The sequence below is a fragment of the Dysgonomonas hofstadii genome (assembly GCF_014196915.1).
GTDB lineage: Bacteria > Bacteroidota > Bacteroidia > Bacteroidales > Dysgonomonadaceae > Dysgonomonas > Dysgonomonas hofstadii.
In genome coordinates this window covers 320,192-339,532 of sequence record NZ_JACIEP010000001.1, presented here as the reverse complement: position 1 = coordinate 339,532, position 19,341 = coordinate 320,192, and the positions used below count along the sequence as shown (strand labels likewise).

Here is a 19,341-nt window from a genome sequence, read left to right as displayed (position 1 = left end):
AAAAGATTAACAGAGATTAGTTTCATACAAAACTACACAATATAATCATAAGAAAAAATATATTTCTTATTTTTACAAATCTAAAAAAATGGATATACTGATGAATGCTATGTTGGAAAAGAAGAATGAGATCCGGTTTGGAATAATTGGAACCAACTCGATCACTGAAAAAATACTGGAAGCCGCCAAACAGGAACCCCGCTTCAAGTTGACGGCAGTTTATTCCCGTACTCAGAAACAGGCCGATTATTTCGCGGCAAAACATAACATTCCCCATACCTTTACATCTCTTGAAGCTATGGCATCGAGTGAACTGATAGATGCTGTATATATTGCCTCGCCAAATTCCCTGCATGCACCACAAAGTATTTTGTTCATGAATCACGGGAAGCATGTTTTATGCGAGAAACCACTCGCATCAAATGCAAACGAGATCAGGGAAATGATAACCACAGCAGAAAAGAATAATGTCGTATTGATGGAAGCGATGAAACCGACATTAACACCTAACTTTTTGGCGATAAGAGATAATCTTGAAAAAATCGGCACCATCCGACGCTATTTCTCCTGCTATTGCCAATATTCTTCACGATATGACGATCTGAAAAAAGGAATCATCCAGAATGCGTTCAAACCCGAACTATCGAATGGTGCAGTTATGGATATCGGCATATATACTATATATCCTATGGTTGTCTTGTTTGGAAAACCAAAATCCATTAACGCCACAGGTCTGAAATTATCAACAGGTGTGGATGGACAGGGAGCTATAAATTTTGAATATGACGGCATGAATGCCACTGTACTATATTCAAAAATTGCGAACTCGTCTTTACCGACCGAGATACAGGGAGAAGAAGGAACAATTGTATCTGACCGTATAAATATTATTAGTGGTGTCTCTATTAAATATATGAATGGTGAAGAAGTCGTAATCAGCAGTCAAAGCCCTCTGCATGAATATTACTACGAGATTGCGGAATTTATCGGTCTGATTCAGGCAGATAAAAGCCAATCGGAAATTAACAGTCTGTACAATTCCCTTATCACAATTGAAATAATCGATGAAATCAGAAAACAGTTGGGGATAGTTTATCCTGCTGACAAAAAATAAGGCTTTCGGTTCCCCGATATTATTGTTTTATTATATACCACTGTCTTTCATGTTATTTTGAAATACAAAAGACTGTTTAATAAACACCCAATTAGAAAACCCAACTTTTTTTAACAATATTAAATAGTTCTTCACTCAAAATATTCCTAGCTTTATTCCCGCATTTGTTCAGCTACAATCCCATGAATTTGTATAGTTACCAACTATAAGCGAAATAGTTGGTAGAGAGATTTTTATGAGCGGTTTTTATTAACTGCTATAAATATATTCTGTGTATATTTTTATAGAGATAAGAAATCATACACGATACCAGACAAAACATACGTCAAACTTATAATTATATTTTAACTAAATTAAATCTTTTTCAACATTATTCATGAAGGAACAAATTTCGTACTCGCGCGCCCAAACCTTATGGTTAGTCGTCTTAAGACTTTTAATAGGCTGGCACTTCTTATATGAAGGCCTTGTGAAATTCTTTAATTCCAGTTGGACATCTTATCACTATCTGATGGATTCGCAAGGTGTTTTTGCCGACCTTTTCTATGCTTTAGCAGATAATCCGGCCTTATTGTCTGTCGCAAATTTTCTAAATGTTTATGGACTAATCTTAATCGGACTTGGGCTTATACTTGGCTGCTTTTCTAAGATTTCCTCAATTGGAGGTATCATCCTGCTTGTTTTTTACTGCTTATCTCATCCGCCATTTATCGGTGCCGAATATATGATGCCTACAGAAGGATCGTATTTATGGGTAGACAAAAATCTGATCGAAATAGGAGCAATGATGGTATTAATCTACTTTCCTACTTCCAGAATAATTGGTCTGGACCGATTCATTTTCAAGAAAATAAACCGTAAATAAGCTAATATAAGACTATGACACCCCAAGATAAAGCAACACCTCAGGATAACAATAACAATGAAGGAAAAAGCCCGCTACCCCAATCGCAAGGCAGAAGGGATGCTATAAAAGCCTTAGCCACAGTACCTGTATTAGGTGCATTGGCTTATGGCGTATACAAGAAACAGAAGCATGACAAAACCATGCACGACGTCAGCGATGTATTCAGTCTTAGCAAAGAAACCCCTACGATAGCCGATCTGAAAGCTGACGGACAACAAATCCGCCTTGGAATTATCGGCTGTGGAATCAGAGGCAAACAACTATTGAGAGCTGCCGGATTTGCGACGCCTCAGTCATTGCAAGATTTAATAGATGCTTCAAAGAAAGATAAAAAAGACACCCGTTACCAACTATTCAGGGAACAGGAAGACCTTAACGTTGTATTGACCGGAGTATGTGATATATTCGACACTTTTGCAGAGGATGGAATCGCAGCCGGAGCAAATACAACTCGCGAGGGGCTGGATGGCAAACCCGGAACTGCACCGAAAAGATACCGAAACTATAAGGAAATGCTGGCTGCTGACGATATAGATGCAGTAATCATTGCAACTCCTGACCATTGGCACAGTACCATGGCAATGGATGCGGCAAAAGCAGGGAAACACGTTTACGTAGAAAAACCTCTTTCGTGGACCGTACCAGAAACCTATATGGTAAGAGAGGTGATTAATCAAACAGGAATCGTATTCCAATTGGGACATCAGGGACGTCAGGTAGACAGCTACCACAAGGCAAAAGAAATTCTTGATAAAGGATTGCTTGGCCCTGTTACACTAATAGAAGTATGCACAAACAGGAATGACCCCAACGGCGCATGGGTATATAATATAGATCCTACTGCAAACCCTCAGACTATAGACTGGAAACAGTTTGAAGGAGACCCGGAAAGAGTGAAGGAATATATGGATTATATGACTAAATATAACCTGGCAAAGTATGTAGGACCTGAAACCCGTGATCAGTTCAGTCTCGAACGGTTCTTCCGTTGGCGTTGCTGGTGGGATTACAGTACAGGACTAAGCGGAGACTTGTTAACTCATGAATATGATGCTATCAACCAGTTGATGGGGGTCGGCATTCCACATTCGGCTACATCATCGGGTGGTGTCTACTTCTTCAAAGACGGACGTACCGTACCAGATGTACTGCAAACCACATTCGAATTCCCTGACAAAAATATGACCATGCTCTATAGTGCAACCCTTGCCAGCAACAGGCACAGAGGAAAAGTAATTATGGGACATGACGCTTCAATGGAAGTAGGTGACACGCTTACAGTCAAGGTTGACAGTGCGTCTACAAGATACAAGGAGAAAATAGAAAAAGGAATTATCAAAGCGGATGTACCATTTTACACATACGTACCGGGCAAAAGTCAGGTAGACGCCGTAACATCAGCTACCGAACTCTATTTTGCCCAGCGTGGATTGCTATATTCTTATCTTGGTGGCAAACGCTACGATACTACGTTCTTACATATAAGGGAGTGGCTTGAATGTATCCGCGACAAGAACAAGAAAACGTCGTGCGGCATAGACGCAGCTTTCGAAGAGGCTATTACAGCCCACATGGGAACACGCGCTTATCTGGAAGGACGCACAATGTATTGGGATAAAGACAAAGAAGAAATAGTAAGAGGAGAACTCAGTTAAAATATATAACCGATAAATCTAGATAATTATTAACCTAAAAAAACAAAAATTTATGGCATCAGACATTTCGAGAAGAAAATTTCTCTCAACAGGAGCGAAAGCAGCAGTAGGGCTTACTATCATTCCTAGTTCTGTACTGGGAAAAAGCTTCGGCCACGCAGGAATGGCTCCAAGCGATAAACTCAACATACTAGGTGTTGGTGTTGGCGGACGTGGAGCGGGCGTACTGAAAGGGCTGGCAAGTCAAAACATAATCGGGCTTTGTGACGTGGACTGGAAATACAGCGACCATGTCTTTAAAGCATATCCGGGAGCTCAAACATTTTACGACTACCGTGAAATGTATGATAAACTGGGCCAATCGGCCGATGCTGTAATGGTAGCAACAGCCGACCATACACATGCCATCATAGCCGCTGATGCCATGACTCTGGGAAAACACGTATACGTAGAAAAACCATTGACTCATACAGTATATGAATCCCGTTTGCTTACCAAATTAGCCGCAAAACATCAGGTAGCTACCCAGATGGGCAACCAGGGTTCGTCAGGTGTTGGTGTTCGCAAAGTATGCGAATGGATATGGAACGGTGAAATCGGAGAAATTACAAAAGTAGAAGCATTTACCGACCGACCTATCTGGCCACAGGGACTGCCTAGACCAGAAAAAGCAGAGAAGGTTGCGAAAACACTGAACTGGGACTTATTTATCGGGCCTGCAAAGTTCCGTGACTACAACCCTATCTATACTCCTTGGAACTGGCGTGGCTGGTGGGATTTCGGTACAGGAGCACTTGGCGATATGGCTTGTCATATTCTCCACCCTGTATTCAAAGGCCTTAAACTGGGTTACCCTACAAAAGTACAGGGAAGTTCTACTCTTTTGTTAACAGACTGTGCACCTAACGCACAAACAGTGAAACTGATATTCCCTGCCCGCGACAATATGCCAAAAGTAGCTATGCCTGAGGTAGAAGTTATATGGTATGACGGAGGATTGAAACCTATGCGTCCCGAAGGATTCCCTCAGGGAAAAGACATGAACGATGCGGGAGGTGGAGTAATCTTCCACGGAACAAAAGACACATTGATCTGTGGTTGCTATGGAAAAGATCCTTGGTTATTATCGGGACGTACACCAAATGCGCCGAAAGTACTGAGAGAAATTCCTAACGATGACCACTACATGGACTGGGTACGTGCTTGTAAAGAAAACGCATCGAACCGTGTAGAAACTGCATCGCCATTCAGCGAAGCAGGACCATTCAATGAAATGGTAGTGATGGGAGTACTTGCTATCAGATTACAAGCTCTTAATCAGGAATTGCACTGGGATGGTGTAAATATGCAATTTACAAACATACCTGCCGATGCTACTATCCGTACGGTGATCAAAGACGGATTCCAGATAAAGGACGGCCATCCTACTTTCGACAAGACAATGACAGAACCTGTAAATGCACTGGCATTTGCTCAGGAGCTGATCAAACATACATATCGCGACGGATGGAAATTACCTGACATGCCCAGATAATAATTATATAAATTAAAAATAGAGAAAATGAAAAGATTAATTTACAGTTTAAGCTGCTTTATGATTGCAGGAACATTTATCGCTTGTGGCGGCGCAAAGAAAACTGATGGTGGCAACACCGAAGCTGAGACTAAAGAAGTTTCACTAAGTTACTCTCCTTCACTAAAAGCAGAGGAAACAGACAGTCTGAAATTCCAGGTTGATAAAGATGGCTATATTGTGATCTTTAACGGCAAAGATTTTACAGGCTGGCGAGGTTATGGAAAAGACAAGGTGCCAGGAAAATGGACTATTGACGAGGGCGCTATAAAATTCAGCGGTACAGGCGGAGGCGAAGCTCAGGAAGCTGATGGTGGAGATATCATATTTGCCCATAAGTTCAAAAACTTCGCACTATCCCTGGAATGGAAAGTTGCCAAAGGCAGCAATTCAGGTATTTTCTATCTTGCTCAGGAAGTAACTTCTACTGATAAAGACGGAAATGAAAGAACTGAACCAATTTACATTTCTTCTCCTGAATACCAGGTATTGGACAATGAAAACCATGTGGATGCATTGGCCGGAGTTGATGGTAACAGAAAATCAGCTTCCTTATATGATATGATTCCTGCAAAACCACAGAACTCTAAACCATTTGGAGAATGGAACACTGCAGAAATTATTGTTTCTAAAGGAACTGTTTTCCACAAACAAAATGGTGAGACTGTAGTTGAATATCATTTGTGGACTCCGCAATGGACAGAATTGTTGCAAAAGAGCAAATTCAGCGAAGAAAAATGGCCTTTGGCTTTCGAATTGCTGAATAACCTGGGTGGCCCGAACCGTGAAGGATATATCGGCCTCCAAGACCATGGCGATGATGTTTGGTTCCGCAACATCAGAGTAAAAGTAATGGACTAATCTCAAAACAACGGTAAATAGTAACTTTTTCGAATCCATGGAAGGGGATCTCCCCTACATGGATTTGATTTTATGAAAAAACACAACAATGAAAAAAGTATTAATATTTTCAGTTTTTTGTTTAGTTTTAGCATCATGTAATTCGAAAGTGGAAGTAAAATATACTCCAGATGGACAGAAGAAAGATATAGCACTACAACTATATTCACTTCGGGACGATATAAAAACCGATTATGCCGGCACTATCAAGAAAGCTGGTGAAATGGGTTACACTGCTGTAGAAGCGGCAAACTACGACAGTGGTAAATTCTATGGTAAAACTCCGGAAGAATTTAAAGCGGATATAGAAGCAGCCGGAATGAAAGTTCTTTCTTCTCACACAGGTAAATCTCTTTCAGATGAAGCCCTTGCAAAAAAAGACTTTACTGAAAACATGCAATGGTGGGACGAAGCCATCAAGGCTCATAAGGCTGCAGGAATGCAGTATATAGTGACTCCGTCAATGCCTACTCCAAAAACACTGGCCGACCTGCAAACATACTGTGAATACTACAATGAAGTAGGAAAAAAATGTAAAGAAGCCGGAATGAAATTCGGTTATCATAACCATTCTTTCGAGTTTAATAAAATAGAGGATAAAGTATTTTATGATTACATGATCGAAAACACCAACCCTGAATATGTATTCTTTGAAATGGACGTTTATTGGGTTGTAAGAGGACAAAATAGTCCGGTTGACTATTTTAACAAATACAAAAACCGTTTCGAAATACTGCATATCAAAGACAATAAGGAATTAGGTCAAAGTGGAATGGTCGGTTTCGACGCTATCTTTAACAATACAGATGCAGCAGGAGTAAAGCATCTCGTAGTAGAAGTTGAGCAATATAACTTTACTCCGGCAGAAAGTGTGCAGAAAAGTTTAGAATATCTGCAAAAATGCCCGTTGGTAAAAACAAGTTATAGCAACTAAAAAAATTAGCAGATAATGAAAAATGGTGTATTTTTAATTATCTGTATCATATTTATACTTTCCGGTTGTGGAAGCAGTAAAAGCACTCAGCCGGAAAGTATGTATAAAATAATGCCTGTTAATAACACACCACAACAACAACTTTTGAACTATTTCACAAGTCTAGATAAGAAAGGAGAATTGGCAGTAACCAATCCCTACCGGCTGGAAGCTCTAAGCAAATTAATAGACTCGAATAGCGATACAATTATATATTATGAGTCTATTTCAGCCCCCAGCAACGCGATAGGGTATGTACATTATTCCTGTACTACCTTCGAATCCCACAATCAGCATACCCAATCTTATGTAAGCGACCGTATTTCCACAGTAACAAAAAATATGACAGTCGGGACTCCTCTATTACAAAGAAAGAATATAAGGTCAGTGAAATTAGACAGTGTTCCTACTAATACTTCCAACAAAATGATAGTAGAGATTGTGAAAGAAGATAAGCAGGAACAACTGCTTATACATAACAAAACGCCCAAATGGATCGGTTCCATAAGCCATGGAAATATGTTGGTGGTTGCTGTTAAGGTCGGAGGAATTTACAAATTTAAATCATACAAGAATATTTCATTCCGGCCTAAAGGTATCATTCATGTTGAATCTCTTCAAATCGATTCAATAGGATGAAAGCAATAATGGCTGATGACGGAACTTTCTACTACCACATACAAGGTGTGGCAGAAGGAACGAGTTACAGTATAATCTATCAGGACAAGGCTGACCGCGATTTCCAGCCCGATGTAGAACAATTGTTGGCAGATTTCGAGAAATCCTTATCTGTTTATGATGATGATTCCATTATTTCACGCATTAACCGGAATGAGGATATTGAAGTCGACCGGTATTTTAAGGCCGTATTCACCAGAGCAAAAGAAATAAGCTTACTGACAAACGGCACATTCGACATATCGGCCGAACCCCTGTTCAAAGTATGGGGATTCAGCTCGAAAGGGAAAAATATACCGGACGAAAACCGGATAAAAGAATTGAAGAAATCCATCGGGATGGACAAGCTTACCCTCGAAAACAACAGAATAGTAAAATCCGACCCGAATGTTATACTGAATGCCAATGCCATAGCAAAAGGCTATTCTGCCGATTTGGTTGCGTCATTTCTTGAGGATCATACATGTGAAAATTATCTTGTAGAAATTGGAGGAGAAATAAGGCTAAAAGGGCTAAATACTGAAGGTGAAAACTGGCGAATAGGCGTAGACCGTCCCGGAGAAGATAATCCTATTCCCGGACAAGACCTGCAACTGATATTACAGATAACAGATAAAGGAATTGCCACATCGGGCAACTACCGCCAGTTTTATATAGAAAATGGGCAGAAAGTGGTACATACCATCGATCCTGTCAGTGGCTATCCGGTAAAAAACAATCTGCTATCGGCAACAGTAATAGCAAATGATTGCATTACAGCCGATGCTTTTGCCACAGCATTTCTGGTTGTGGGTACCGAAAAAGCATTGGAATGGATAAACAACTTTCCTGAATTGGATGCGGTCTTTATATGCGACGAAGAAGGAGAATATAAGGTCTATTGTACTCCGGATATCCAGAAACATGTGATAGCGGTATGATATTAATGAGATTTGGATAACTTTATCTATAATTTAAAATCGTTGCCAGACAGTAGTCGGTAGATAGTAGAAACGATCTTTGACATGGATAAAGTTGACAAGTAAACGAGATACAAGCAAACAAGTTTCCTCGTTTTTGGGGATTTAAACTAAAAATTGTGTCAGGAATGTCAGATTTTAGCAAAAAAGCCAACAGCTAAAAAAAGTGTCAGGTTTTGATTAAAAAAGCCGCAAAAGTGTAACATTTGCCTCGCCTTCGCTTCGGCGATCGTTGATTGTAACTTTTTATCCAAAAAGCGAATAGCTATGAGCTAACAACTAAAGGCTCAAAATTTGTCAGGTTTGACTCGCCTTCGCTTCGTCGATTGTTAATTGGCTCCGCTTTGCTCTGCCGAACGTTGTTTGTCAGTTTTTAATTAAAGAGAAAAATTATAAGAAATCCGTATTAATTAAAAATTAAAATATGCGTCAACTTTTTTAAAATTGAAAATATTTTGATACCCTTCCAATGGCAGATATAGCGGCAGAATTTATTGCCGATTCATAGCATTTGTCTTAAAAGGGCTTATTATTTAGATAAAAAAAGAAATAAATATTAAATTAAGACTGTATTTCGATATTATTATGTTATTTTGAATTCTGAAAAGAACGAGACCTTATTATTTTAATATCTTACAAAAAATAACAATCAAAAAAACTCATGGATACATTATTATTTTTAGGGAATATGGGAACAGGTGAAATCATCATCATAGCCATTGTTGTACTGTTGCTTTTTGGCGGCCGTAAGATTCCTGAACTGATGAAAGGCCTTGGAAAAGGAATTAAAAACTTTAAAGAAGGCGTTAAAGGAATAGAAGACGACATAGAAGGAACAAACGACACTACTAAAAAAGATTGAGATAACACTTTCCTATGGAAGAGAGTAATCAGGGAATGACCTTCTGGGATCATTTAGAGGATTTACGGTGGACTATAATGAGGTCTGTCGGGGCATTATTTATTTTTATGATTTTGGGATTCATTGCAATGCCGTATATCTATGACAGCATTATAATGGGGCCTACACATGCCAATTTCTTTTTATACGAATATCTATGTGCGGCTACCTCTGCCATCCCTTTCTTACCGAACTTTTGTGATGATACTTTTCATGTTGATATAATTAATATCAACCTTACTTCGCAGTTCTTCAGACATATGACCACATCATTCTGGTTGGCACTTATACTTACTTTTCCCTATCTGGTATTTGAGATATGGAGATTTATCAGTCCTGCCTTATATGATAGTGAGAAGAAGAGTATAAGATGGGTATTTCTGTTCGGAACTATCATGTTTTTCATCGGATGTACAGTCGGCTACTCGCTGGTATTCCCAATCACATTCCGGTTTTTAGCCACTTATCAGCTTAGCGATACCATCGTAAATCAGATATCCCTGGATTCATATATGGATAACTTCCTGATGCTTGTTTTCATTATGGGCATTGTTTTCGAGTTACCTTTGCTATCGTGGTTGCTGTCTCAGCTGGGACTACTAAACAAGTCATTCTTCAAGAAATTCAGAAGGCATGCAGTGGTAGCATTACTTGTATTGTCTGCATTTATAACACCATCGGGCGATCCATTCACATTATCTGTGGTATTTATCCCGCTCTACTGCTTATACGAGCTAAGTGCATTCTTTGTGAAACCAGCTCCTAAAGAAGAGGATGACGAAGAAGAAGAGGCGACAGGACAAACACAGATCAAAGAATAGAAAATCATTAAAGCCATATATAAATAACACTGCAACAAGGATAGTTACAGTGCTATTTATTTAGTAACTTTCTAATATTAATCCAGAATATCTTTATTCATCAATATATCCGGTTTAGCGGCAAACTCTTTGAAATCAGGTGCGGACGAATGCCCATTGAACGGAGCGTAATAATGATTCGGCTTATCCGGCTCCCATGCATTACGCCAGAACAACACCCAACCGATCCTATATTGATTGATAACAGAATAGACGGCATCGGTGAAGTATTGTGGATATGGTATCGACTCCATTCCTGTTTCTCCGACAACAGGCAGTTTACCCGATCTTTGCGCATAAGTGGTTACAATTTTCAAGTTACGATCCATGGCTGCTTTATAATTAGCCACTGCAACCGAATCGCTCCCCGTGGCATAGCAATCGTATCCTACGATATCTACATATTCATCTCCGGGATACCGTTCTAGGAACTCGGTTTCATCCTTTGTCTCAGATGGAGAATAGGCATACAGCAGATTATGAACATTCTTCTTATTGCGCAGATGATCCACAGTCATCGTCCAGAGTTGCTTGTATTCTTCCGGTGTACATTGCTCACTTCCCCACCAGAACCAGGCTCCGGTATGCTCATGATACATACGGAACACAACAGGTATCAAGTTACCCTGTTCGTCTTTCAGGTCGAGAAAGAAGTCTCCGACACGATTGAGCCTGGTAAGGTATTTCTCATGGTTAGAGCCATTAGGTAAGATTGTCCTTACGACAGAATCCTGCGCGCAATCCCACGAAGTATTACCGGTAACAATATTATCACCATGCCAACTGGCAGTTGTTATCCCCCCTCGCTTATAGGTCTCTTTTATATATTGCTTCATATCGGAGAAATAGACTGAATCGAGGTTAAACTCAGCCCCTATTTCCACATGGCCGAGTTCCCAGCCTACAACAGCAGGATAGTCACCGGCTACATCTTTCACATCCGAACGGCCACTCTCTTTATACCAGCTATGCCCATAGGCCAAAGCATCCTGATGGCCGACCATTATACCTTTGTCCATCAATTTGAAGAGACGGTTATACAGTTCTACGGTCTCTGTTGTTACATCCTTATCAACCGGTATATGTTCGTACATAATTTCTTTCTTTTGGTTACACGATATAAGCATCAAACCAGCTATAAAAACAACTAAACATCTTTTCATATTATTCATACATATTAGGTAAGTCTTTTTCTAATAAAATGATTCCCGAACCGGTGAATTCTTTAAAATCCATTTCTGCCGGATGACCTTTATCGGGCGCATAATGGTGTGACGGATTATCATAGGCATTGCGCCAGACAAGCACGTAACAGACATTCACTTTCTTCAGTATTGGCAATAAAGCAGATGTAAACCAATCGGCTTGTGTCACACCCTCTAATCCCGTTTCTGTAAACGCTGCGAGTTTTCCCTTTCTTTTGGCGACATCTGAGACTATCCGCAGTTTCTTTTCAGCCAAAGCAGGATTGTTATTGCCGTCGGGACGGAAATTCCAATAATTATCCATGCCCAGCATATCCACATACTTATCTCCGGGGTAATAATCGAGGAATTCTTCTTCAGTATCGAACCTGCAATCGGGCGAAAAGGCATTGATAAAATTGTGGACGCCTAATTCATCTTTCAGATAATCGACTGTAAAACGCCATAATTCTATAAACTCTTCTTTTGTACAATGACCTTTTCCCCACCAGAACCAGTCACCGTCATATTCATGATAAGGACGGAAGATAATAGGGATCAGTTCTCCATTTTCAGTTCGGAAAGCATCCGCAACATCAGCCACAGTCTTCAGATAGAATTTATAGGTATCATGTAATTTACCACCAGAGAGGATATCAGATACAATTTTTACCGGGTTCTTCTCCCAATAAAAACTTCCCCCATTTGCCGGATTCTTCTGATGCCATGCGAAAGTGGATATGCCACCACGATTATAGGTATCTACTACCGACTTTATAAGCTTTGCCTTTTCCTTCAGGAACTGTTCGGTATTTGTTACTGTCACATCAGCGAAATCGAGACCGATAACAGCCGGATGACTCCCTGTTATATCCTTTACATCGCTGCGGTCTTTATCTCCACGCCATGTCCGCCCGTAAGTCGTCGCTTCCTGATGACCAAACAAAACTTTTCCTTCATCTTGAATCCTTTTCAGGTTGCGGAATAAGGCTTTTGTCTTTGGAGATGCGTCTTTATCTATCAGTTCAAAACTTTGCGATTTACATAAGAACGGGATAATCATAAGGACGACTATGGCTAAGTACCTTTTCACTTTTTAATCAGTTACTGTAAATAATACTTTCTCTTTAATATCTGCTGAAGATGTGCCTACTTTCAATTCAAAATCGCCGGATTCCACAACTCTCTCATTCTGAAGATTGATAAACGAAAGATCATTCAGATTTAGATTAAATGACACCGTCTTCGTTTCTCCCGGTTTTAAAGAAACCTTCTCGAAACGGCGCAAGCGTATCATATCGGGAATGATAGAAGCATACAGGTCACTTGAATATAGTTGTACAGCTTCCTTTCCCTCCACAGTTCCGGTATTAGTCACATCTATTGTTATTGTTATACTTTCTTTCGAATCTTTTGACAGAGATGTCTTATCAATTTTCACATTCGAATAAGCAAAAGTCGTATAGCTTAAACCAAAGCCAAAATGAAACTCCGGATTGAAATCACCTTCATAGTTATAAGCACCGGCATTTGCTTTCTGCTCTTCCGAATACTTATGATAATACGGAGCGATGGAATTAGGGAATGCCGGATAAGTATAAGGTAATTTACCCGATGGATTGACCTTTCCTATAAGAACATCAGCCAAAGCATCAGCTCCGTATGCTCCCGGCAGATAGGTCTGCACTATTGCATTCACTTTACCTGCAATCTTTGAAATAACACGGGGACGTCCCTCACTAAGGACAAGTATTACTTTTTTACCTTGTTTCAGAATTTCCTGCGCCAGTTCGGTCTGCAATTCGTTCAGATAGATATCATCCAGATCACCCGGTTTTTCACAATATGAATTTTCACCCAGACATAGAATCACATAATCTGCATTCTTCGCTGCTGAAACAGCTTCTTCAAAACGGTCTTTGTATTCGGTACGATACTCTATGGAATCTGTATAACTAACACCCGGAACATAGCTTATATTCTCTTTACCAAATGTTTGTTCGATAGCAGTAAGCAAGGTATTTGTTGATAAGAACTCATTGACTTTTTCTCCCTGCCATGAATATGTCCATCCTCCATTCAACGCACGACGGCTAACAGCATTCGGCCCTGTCACCAATATCTTTGCACCTTTCTTCAAAGGGAGGATATTATCTTCATTCTTAAGCAGGGTTATCGCATCTGCCGCAGCGTCATATGATGCCTGTTGGAATTCTCTTGAATTGAATTCCGGGTAATCTTTAGCATACGTATTCGGTGTTTCAAATAGTCCCAGTTTCAGTTTGAATTCTATTATCTTAGTTACGGCATCATCTATCCGTGACATCGGTACCTCGCCCTCATTCACCAGTTCGGTCAACATGCCGCAGAAGCGCTCATAATCGTAAGGGATCATCGACATATCTATACCTGCATTGATTGCCTGTTTAATGGCATCTTTATGGCTATTGGCCGAACGTTCACGGGTATACAGATTTTCAATGTCCTGCCAGTCGGTAACGACCATCCCTTTAAATCCCATTTTCTCTTTCAAAAGCGTTGTCAGCAGCTTAAAACTGCCATGCACAGGTTCACCATTAATAGAACCTGAATTTATCATCACAGAGGCAACTCCTGCGTCTACCGCAGCCTGAAATGCCGGAACGTGATATTCTAAAAGCACATTTTCAGGAATAAATGCCGGTGTACGGTCTTTTCCGCTTACAGGAACGGAATATCCGAGAAAATGCTTCATACACGCACCCACCTTAGCAGGATCAGCGATATTGTTGTTGTCACCCTCATAACCTTTGATCAGTTCTACACCGAAGACAGAACCGATATACGGATCTTCTCCAAATCCCTCATATTGCCGTGCCCAGCGTGGGTCTTGCCCGAGATCAAGTACAGGAGAAAAATTCCAGGGAACATTACTTGCCCGGGTTTCATAGGCGGTTATCTCTCCCATCTTACGTGCATGAGCCGGATTCCATGTAGCGGCAAGTGCTATTTCCTGTGGAAACATAGTGGAGCCTGCAGTATAGGTTGCGCCATGTATCTGATCCAATCCGTATACGATAGGTACTTTAATACGTGTTTCTTTCATCGCGACTTCCTGCATTTGCTCCACAGCCTTATTCCACCATTCGGTAGAACGTGCACGTACATTCGGCGAATTGAGGATAGAACCGATATGGTAGTTGACCACAGCATCACGAAGTTTATCCATATCTAATTTCATTGTGCTTGAGGGTGGCGTATCTTCTCCCTCACAAACCGCATCAATGCTGATCTGCGCCATTTGTCCCACCTTCTCGGCTAAAGTCATCTTTCCGGCAATCTCTTTTGCCTTGCTTTCTAGGTCTGTTTTGTTCTGGGCAGATAATCCTCCAGCCATCGCTATTGTTGTTGTCATTATTAAAATACCTTTTTTCATTTATTTTTATCTAATTGATATAATGCGATTTATCTTGCAAAAAGTTACAAAAGTTACACTTTTGCACTATTTTTTCTATCTTTCTTTTTAACTAAAATCTGACATTCCTGACACAATTTTTAGTTTAAATCCCCAAAAATGAGGAAACTTGTTTGCTTGTATCTCGTTTACTTGTCAACTTTATCCATGTCAAAGAACGTCCTCCACTTACTATCTGACTCCTTTAACTACCCTGGCTACCCTTCATATATAGATAAAGTTATCCGAAAAAGATAGTCACTCCATACCGAAATGCTCTATCATTTCCAAACATATACGACTATTGTGGTAAGGACATTTCCAGAATCCGGCTTTATCGTCTTTTTGATTAACCTTCCCATCTTCCAGACGGCTCCATATCCATTCGCCGTTATGCTTATCAGTAATCTGATTTTGTATGTAATGCCATATTCTTGCTGCCTTTTCTTTGTAACTGATTTCCCGTGAATTTTTACAGGCATACATATAGCCAACAACAGCTTCGGCCTGCACCCACCAATGGCGTTCTCTATCAGTATGATCTCTATCTTTTTCATAGATCATACTACCGTCAGCAACCAGTCCTTCCGATGCCGCATCTGCTATTTTCAGGGAAAGTTGCCTTATCTTATCCAGCAAATCTTTATCTCCTAATACCTCGGCAGCCTCATACAATAACCATGAAGCTTCTATATCGTGCCCGTAAGAAATAGCCGATGATCTGACTGCCCAATCTTCGCCAAAGAATAATTCCTGATGGAAAGTGTTATTGTTTAATATTTTGTCGGAGAAAATAAGAATTAACTCCCGCTGTGCTTTCTTCAGTTCTTCATTATCCCATACCCTGAGAAGATTGGTATATGGTTCGAGAATATGCAAATGTGTATTCATCGACTTCTTTTCGTTCGCATCCTTTTCACTAAGGCGCATATCTTCGATAGGTTGCCATTCACGGGTAAAAGCCTCGAAATAACCACCATATTTTTTGTCCTTATATTTCTCGATCAAATGGAATAATTCTATGGCTAAATCCAGAGCTTCCTGATTTCCCGTCGCACGGTAATATTCCGAAAAGCCATACAGGGCAAATCCCTGCGCATAAACCTGCTTCTTAGTATTCGCAGGATTCCCTTTATAATCGAGTTCCCAATATACGCCTCCGAATTTCTTATCCAGAAAATACTGTTTTATATAATCATAGGCTCTGGTAGCAACATCAAGATATTCTTCATCTTTCAGAATACGGTAAGCGGCCGAAAATGTCCACAATATGCGGGCGTTCAATACCGAGCCTTTATTCGCATTTTTATGAAGCCGGTCATTTCCATCGATACGGCCATAGAATCCCCCATATTCGGCATCCTGCATTTTATCGATCCAGAAAGGGAGTATATTCTGAGTCAGTTCTTTTTTAAATCCATTCATAAATTAGCCCCTCCAACCTCCCCAAGGGGAGGCTATTTAACAAGGAATTATTTCTTAATAAATTTTTTAGTTCTCAATTTCCCCCTCCGGGGGATTACAGAGGGCCTACTTTTCCGCCCTTCTTTTTTCCAGTTCGGCCGTTACTTCTCTCACTTTCTTTTCTGTCAGCGGATAGAACATCATCCCGATAAATGCAAGGATACAACAACCCGCAGGAATAAGACTGATCATCAGGCGTTCACCGAAAATGGTTTCAACGCTTTGCTGCGCAATGTCGGGACTATATTTAAACAGGAACAATATCCAACCTGTCAATGCGGCTCCCAATGCCCACCCCAGTTTCTGTGACATGGAAGATGATGAGAATATCAGTCCGGAAGTACGGCGGTTTGTCTTCAGTTCCTGATAATCCACTATATCGGCGAACATACTCCACAAAAGCGGAAGCACATATCCCGCAAAGAAAGATATCAGCGTTTGCAATAGCAATATCCAGCCTAATTGATTAGGGATAAAGAAGAATATAACACTCAATACTGCCGCAGCGGCCATAGCAATCATATATGTCCTGCGTTTTCCGTATCTGGCTGATAATGTAGGTGCAAGTATTACCCCGGCAAGATTTGCCGCCTGTCCCACAAGGAAATAGATAGTTGTCATATCCCATCCTGTAAACGGCATTTTATAGGCAACCTGCACATAATCGCGGAAGTAATAGATGGCTACACCGTCACGCACTGCATTAAACAGTAATGCCGCCAGGCCTGTAGCTACAAGAATCCACCACGGAGCATTACGGAAAAGTATTTTCAGGTCATTCTTTACAGATGTGTCCTGCTCTTCATTTACGGGCTCTACCCGTTCCCGCGTCCACTTAAAGCACAGGAAAAACAGTATTGTACACAACACCCCGATTGTAGCCACACCCAAAGTCCAGCCGATAGGCGAGGTGCTGATCGATGTTTCGGCGGTCTCTATTGCTTTATCGATAGTATCTGATCCGAAAGCATTTCCATAAGTATCAACCAATGGTTGCAGAAGCATAAAGGTGATAAAGCTACCGATAAATGCAAAAGACATACGATAGGAAGATAGTATATTTCTTTCCTGCGGATTAGGTGACATCACACCCAGCAACGAAGCATAAGGCACATTGATCAATGAATACACAATCATCATCAAAGAATAAGTGATATAAGCATACACCAGTTTCCCCGTATAGCCGAAATCGGGCACAAAGAATGTAATAACGCCCATCACAGAGAATGGTATCGCAAACCACAAAAGATAAGGACGGTAACGCCCCCACCGGGTTTTAGTCCGGTCTGCCATAATTCCGACAAAGAGATCGAAAAACGAATCCCAAATGCGTGCCACAAGGAACATGGTTCCAGCTGCGGCTGCTGTTATACCAAATACGTCGGTATAGAAGAAAAGGGAGTACATCCCGAATATTTTCCAAAACATGGAGGAGGCCATATCGCCGAATCCATATCCTACTTTTTCTTTTAATGATACTTTAGGTGTATTCATGGTTGTTTGTTATGGGCCTCCCCAACCCCTCGGGAGGAGGGGCTACTCCTCCCCTGAGGGAGGTGAAAGGGGCCGTTATTTTTCTAAATTCTTTTTAATAATCGCAGTCAAAGTCTCCACAGATGTTGCCGAACGATAGCCGTCAGGCGCCGTGTTCAGGCAGTAATCCAACAGGCGGTCTATCGAGGACACTGCGACATGCATACGGGTATCGCATGATGCGTAATAGAGATAGACCGTTCCGTCATCGTCTACAATCCATCCGTTTGTGAATAGTACATTCGATACATCTCCCACACGCTCTTCGCCAAGAGGCGCAAGAATATGACCTGCCGGTTCAGCGATCAGTTTATCAGGCTGTTCCAGATCGGTGAGGTAAATATACAAAACATATCTTAATCCTGCAGCACAGGCACGAACTCCATGAGCGAGATGTAGCCAGCCTTTCGGGGTTTTTATCGGATGAGGTCCTTCACCGTTCTTCAATTCTTTAATCGTATGATAATAGCGGGAATTGATAATCTTTTCTTCTTTTATCTCGGCATTGGTTATATCATCTATCAATGCCCAACCGATTCCGCCACCGCTTCCGGCATCGATAAACCCATCTTGTGGACGAGTGTAAAGGGCATACTTTCCATTTACAAATTCAGGGTGAAGAACCACATTGCGTTGCTGGCTCTTTGTTTTCAGGTCGGGCAGACGTTCCCATTTCACCAGATCCTTTGTACGGGCAATCCCTGCTGCTGCCACGGCCGAAGAAAGATCTCCCGGTTTTGCATCCGGATCTTTTCGTTCTGTACAGAATACCCCGTAGATCCATCCGTCTTCATGGGCAGTAAGGCGCATATCGTATACATTTGTATCGGGATCGTCCGTCTCTGGCATAACGATTGGAAAATCCCAGAACCTGAAATTATCAATACCGTTAGGGCTTTCCGCTATGGCAAAGAACGATTTGCGGTCGTTTCCCTCCACCCGAACGGCCATCAGGTATTTGCCGTTCCACTTCATTGCACCGGCATTGAACGTCCCGTTGATGCCGAAACGTTCCATAAAATACGGATTGGTCTCGGGAGACATATCGTATCGCCAGAATACAGGGGCATGGGCTGCTGTTAATACCGGATATTTATATCGTTCAAATATGCCGTTACCGGGCAATATCGGTTCGTTTTTGCGCGTGATCAAGGTCTCGGATGCCGCAGTTACAGCCTCCAGACGTTTGTAGAATAGTGCGTTCATT

The 19,341-nt window shown here is 41.0% G+C and carries 16 protein-coding genes; 10 read left to right on the top strand and 6 right to left on the bottom strand.

All coding sequences use genetic code 11. The features are described 5' to 3' along the window. Positions 1 to 88: 88 nt before the first annotated feature. The 10 genes from GGR21_RS00995 to tatC all read left to right on the top strand — a co-directional run bounded on the left by GGR21_RS00995 (position 89) and on the right by tatC (position 10,481). Positions 89 to 1,114: a Gfo/Idh/MocA family protein gene (locus tag GGR21_RS00995; protein WP_246347953.1), complete on the top strand. Its 1,026-nt coding sequence runs from the start codon at positions 89 to 91 to the stop codon at positions 1,112 to 1,114. Positions 1,115 to 1,490: 376 nt separating this feature from the next. Further along, positions 1,491 to 1,979, top strand: a complete 489-nt coding sequence (locus GGR21_RS00990) for a DoxX family membrane protein (protein ID WP_183305275.1) — start codon at positions 1,491 to 1,493, stop codon at positions 1,977 to 1,979. 14 nt (positions 1,980 to 1,993) lie between these two features. Further along, positions 1,994 to 3,676, top strand: coding sequence for a Gfo/Idh/MocA family protein (locus GGR21_RS00985; RefSeq protein ID WP_183305274.1), 1,683 nt, complete (start codon positions 1,994 to 1,996; stop codon positions 3,674 to 3,676). 52 nt (positions 3,677 to 3,728) lie between these two features. Beyond that, positions 3,729 to 5,210 (top strand): Gfo/Idh/MocA family protein, encoded by a 1,482-nt coding sequence (locus tag GGR21_RS00980; protein ID WP_183305273.1) that lies wholly within the window; start codon positions 3,729 to 3,731, stop codon positions 5,208 to 5,210. Positions 5,211 to 5,237: 27 nt separating this feature from the next. Then, positions 5,238 to 6,110, top strand: coding sequence for a 3-keto-disaccharide hydrolase (locus GGR21_RS00975; protein WP_183305272.1), 873 nt, complete (start codon positions 5,238 to 5,240; stop codon positions 6,108 to 6,110). 88 nt (positions 6,111 to 6,198) lie between these two features. Next, on the top strand, positions 6,199 to 7,083 hold the full coding sequence (locus GGR21_RS00970; protein WP_183305271.1) for a sugar phosphate isomerase/epimerase family protein: 885 nt from the start codon (positions 6,199 to 6,201) through the stop codon (positions 7,081 to 7,083). Between the two features lie 15 nt (positions 7,084 to 7,098). Beyond that, entirely contained in the window at positions 7,099 to 7,761 is a 663-nt protein-coding gene (locus GGR21_RS00965; protein ID WP_183305270.1) for a hypothetical protein, read from the top strand. Next, complete coding sequence (locus tag GGR21_RS00960; RefSeq protein ID WP_183305269.1) at positions 7,758 to 8,720, top strand: FAD:protein FMN transferase; 963 nt, start codon at positions 7,758 to 7,760, stop codon at positions 8,718 to 8,720. Before GGR21_RS00965 ends, GGR21_RS00960 begins: the two co-directional genes overlap by 4 nt. 700 nt (positions 8,721 to 9,420) lie before the next feature. Then, entirely contained in the window at positions 9,421 to 9,621 is a 201-nt protein-coding gene (gene tatA, locus GGR21_RS00955) for a twin-arginine translocase TatA/TatE family subunit (RefSeq protein ID WP_183305268.1), read from the top strand. A gap of 14 nt (positions 9,622 to 9,635) precedes the next feature. After that, entirely contained in the window at positions 9,636 to 10,481 is an 846-nt protein-coding gene (gene tatC, locus GGR21_RS00950; protein WP_183305267.1) for a twin-arginine translocase subunit TatC, read from the top strand. A 77-nt stretch (positions 10,482 to 10,558) separates the two neighbouring features. On the opposite strand, the gene GGR21_RS00945 is transcribed toward tatC, so the two are convergent. The 6 genes from GGR21_RS00945 to GGR21_RS00920 all read right to left on the bottom strand — a co-directional run bounded on the left by GGR21_RS00945 (position 10,559) and on the right by GGR21_RS00920 (position 19,340). Beyond that, complete coding sequence (locus tag GGR21_RS00945; protein WP_183305266.1) at positions 10,559 to 11,683, bottom strand: glycoside hydrolase family 26 protein; 1,125 nt, start codon at positions 11,681 to 11,683, stop codon at positions 10,559 to 10,561. Between the two features lies 1 nt (position 11,684). Then, on the bottom strand, positions 11,685 to 12,797 hold the full coding sequence (locus GGR21_RS00940; protein WP_317169853.1) for a glycoside hydrolase family 26 protein: 1,113 nt from the start codon (positions 12,795 to 12,797) through the stop codon (positions 11,685 to 11,687). A 3-nt stretch (positions 12,798 to 12,800) separates the two neighbouring features. After that, positions 12,801 to 15,119, bottom strand: coding sequence for a glycoside hydrolase family 3 N-terminal domain-containing protein (locus GGR21_RS00935; RefSeq protein ID WP_183305265.1), 2,319 nt, complete (start codon positions 15,117 to 15,119; stop codon positions 12,801 to 12,803). A gap of 276 nt (positions 15,120 to 15,395) precedes the next feature. Beyond that, complete coding sequence (locus tag GGR21_RS00930; RefSeq protein ID WP_183305264.1) at positions 15,396 to 16,562, bottom strand: AGE family epimerase/isomerase; 1,167 nt, start codon at positions 16,560 to 16,562, stop codon at positions 15,396 to 15,398. Positions 16,563 to 16,667: 105 nt separating this feature from the next. After that, on the bottom strand, positions 16,668 to 18,095 hold the full coding sequence (locus GGR21_RS00925) for an MFS transporter (protein ID WP_183305263.1): 1,428 nt from the start codon (positions 18,093 to 18,095) through the stop codon (positions 16,668 to 16,670). A 75-nt stretch (positions 18,096 to 18,170) separates the two neighbouring features. Further along, on the bottom strand, positions 18,171 to 19,340 hold the full coding sequence (locus tag GGR21_RS00920) for a glycoside hydrolase family 130 protein (RefSeq protein ID WP_183305262.1): 1,170 nt from the start codon (positions 19,338 to 19,340) through the stop codon (positions 18,171 to 18,173). Position 19,341: the final 1 nt, after the last annotated feature.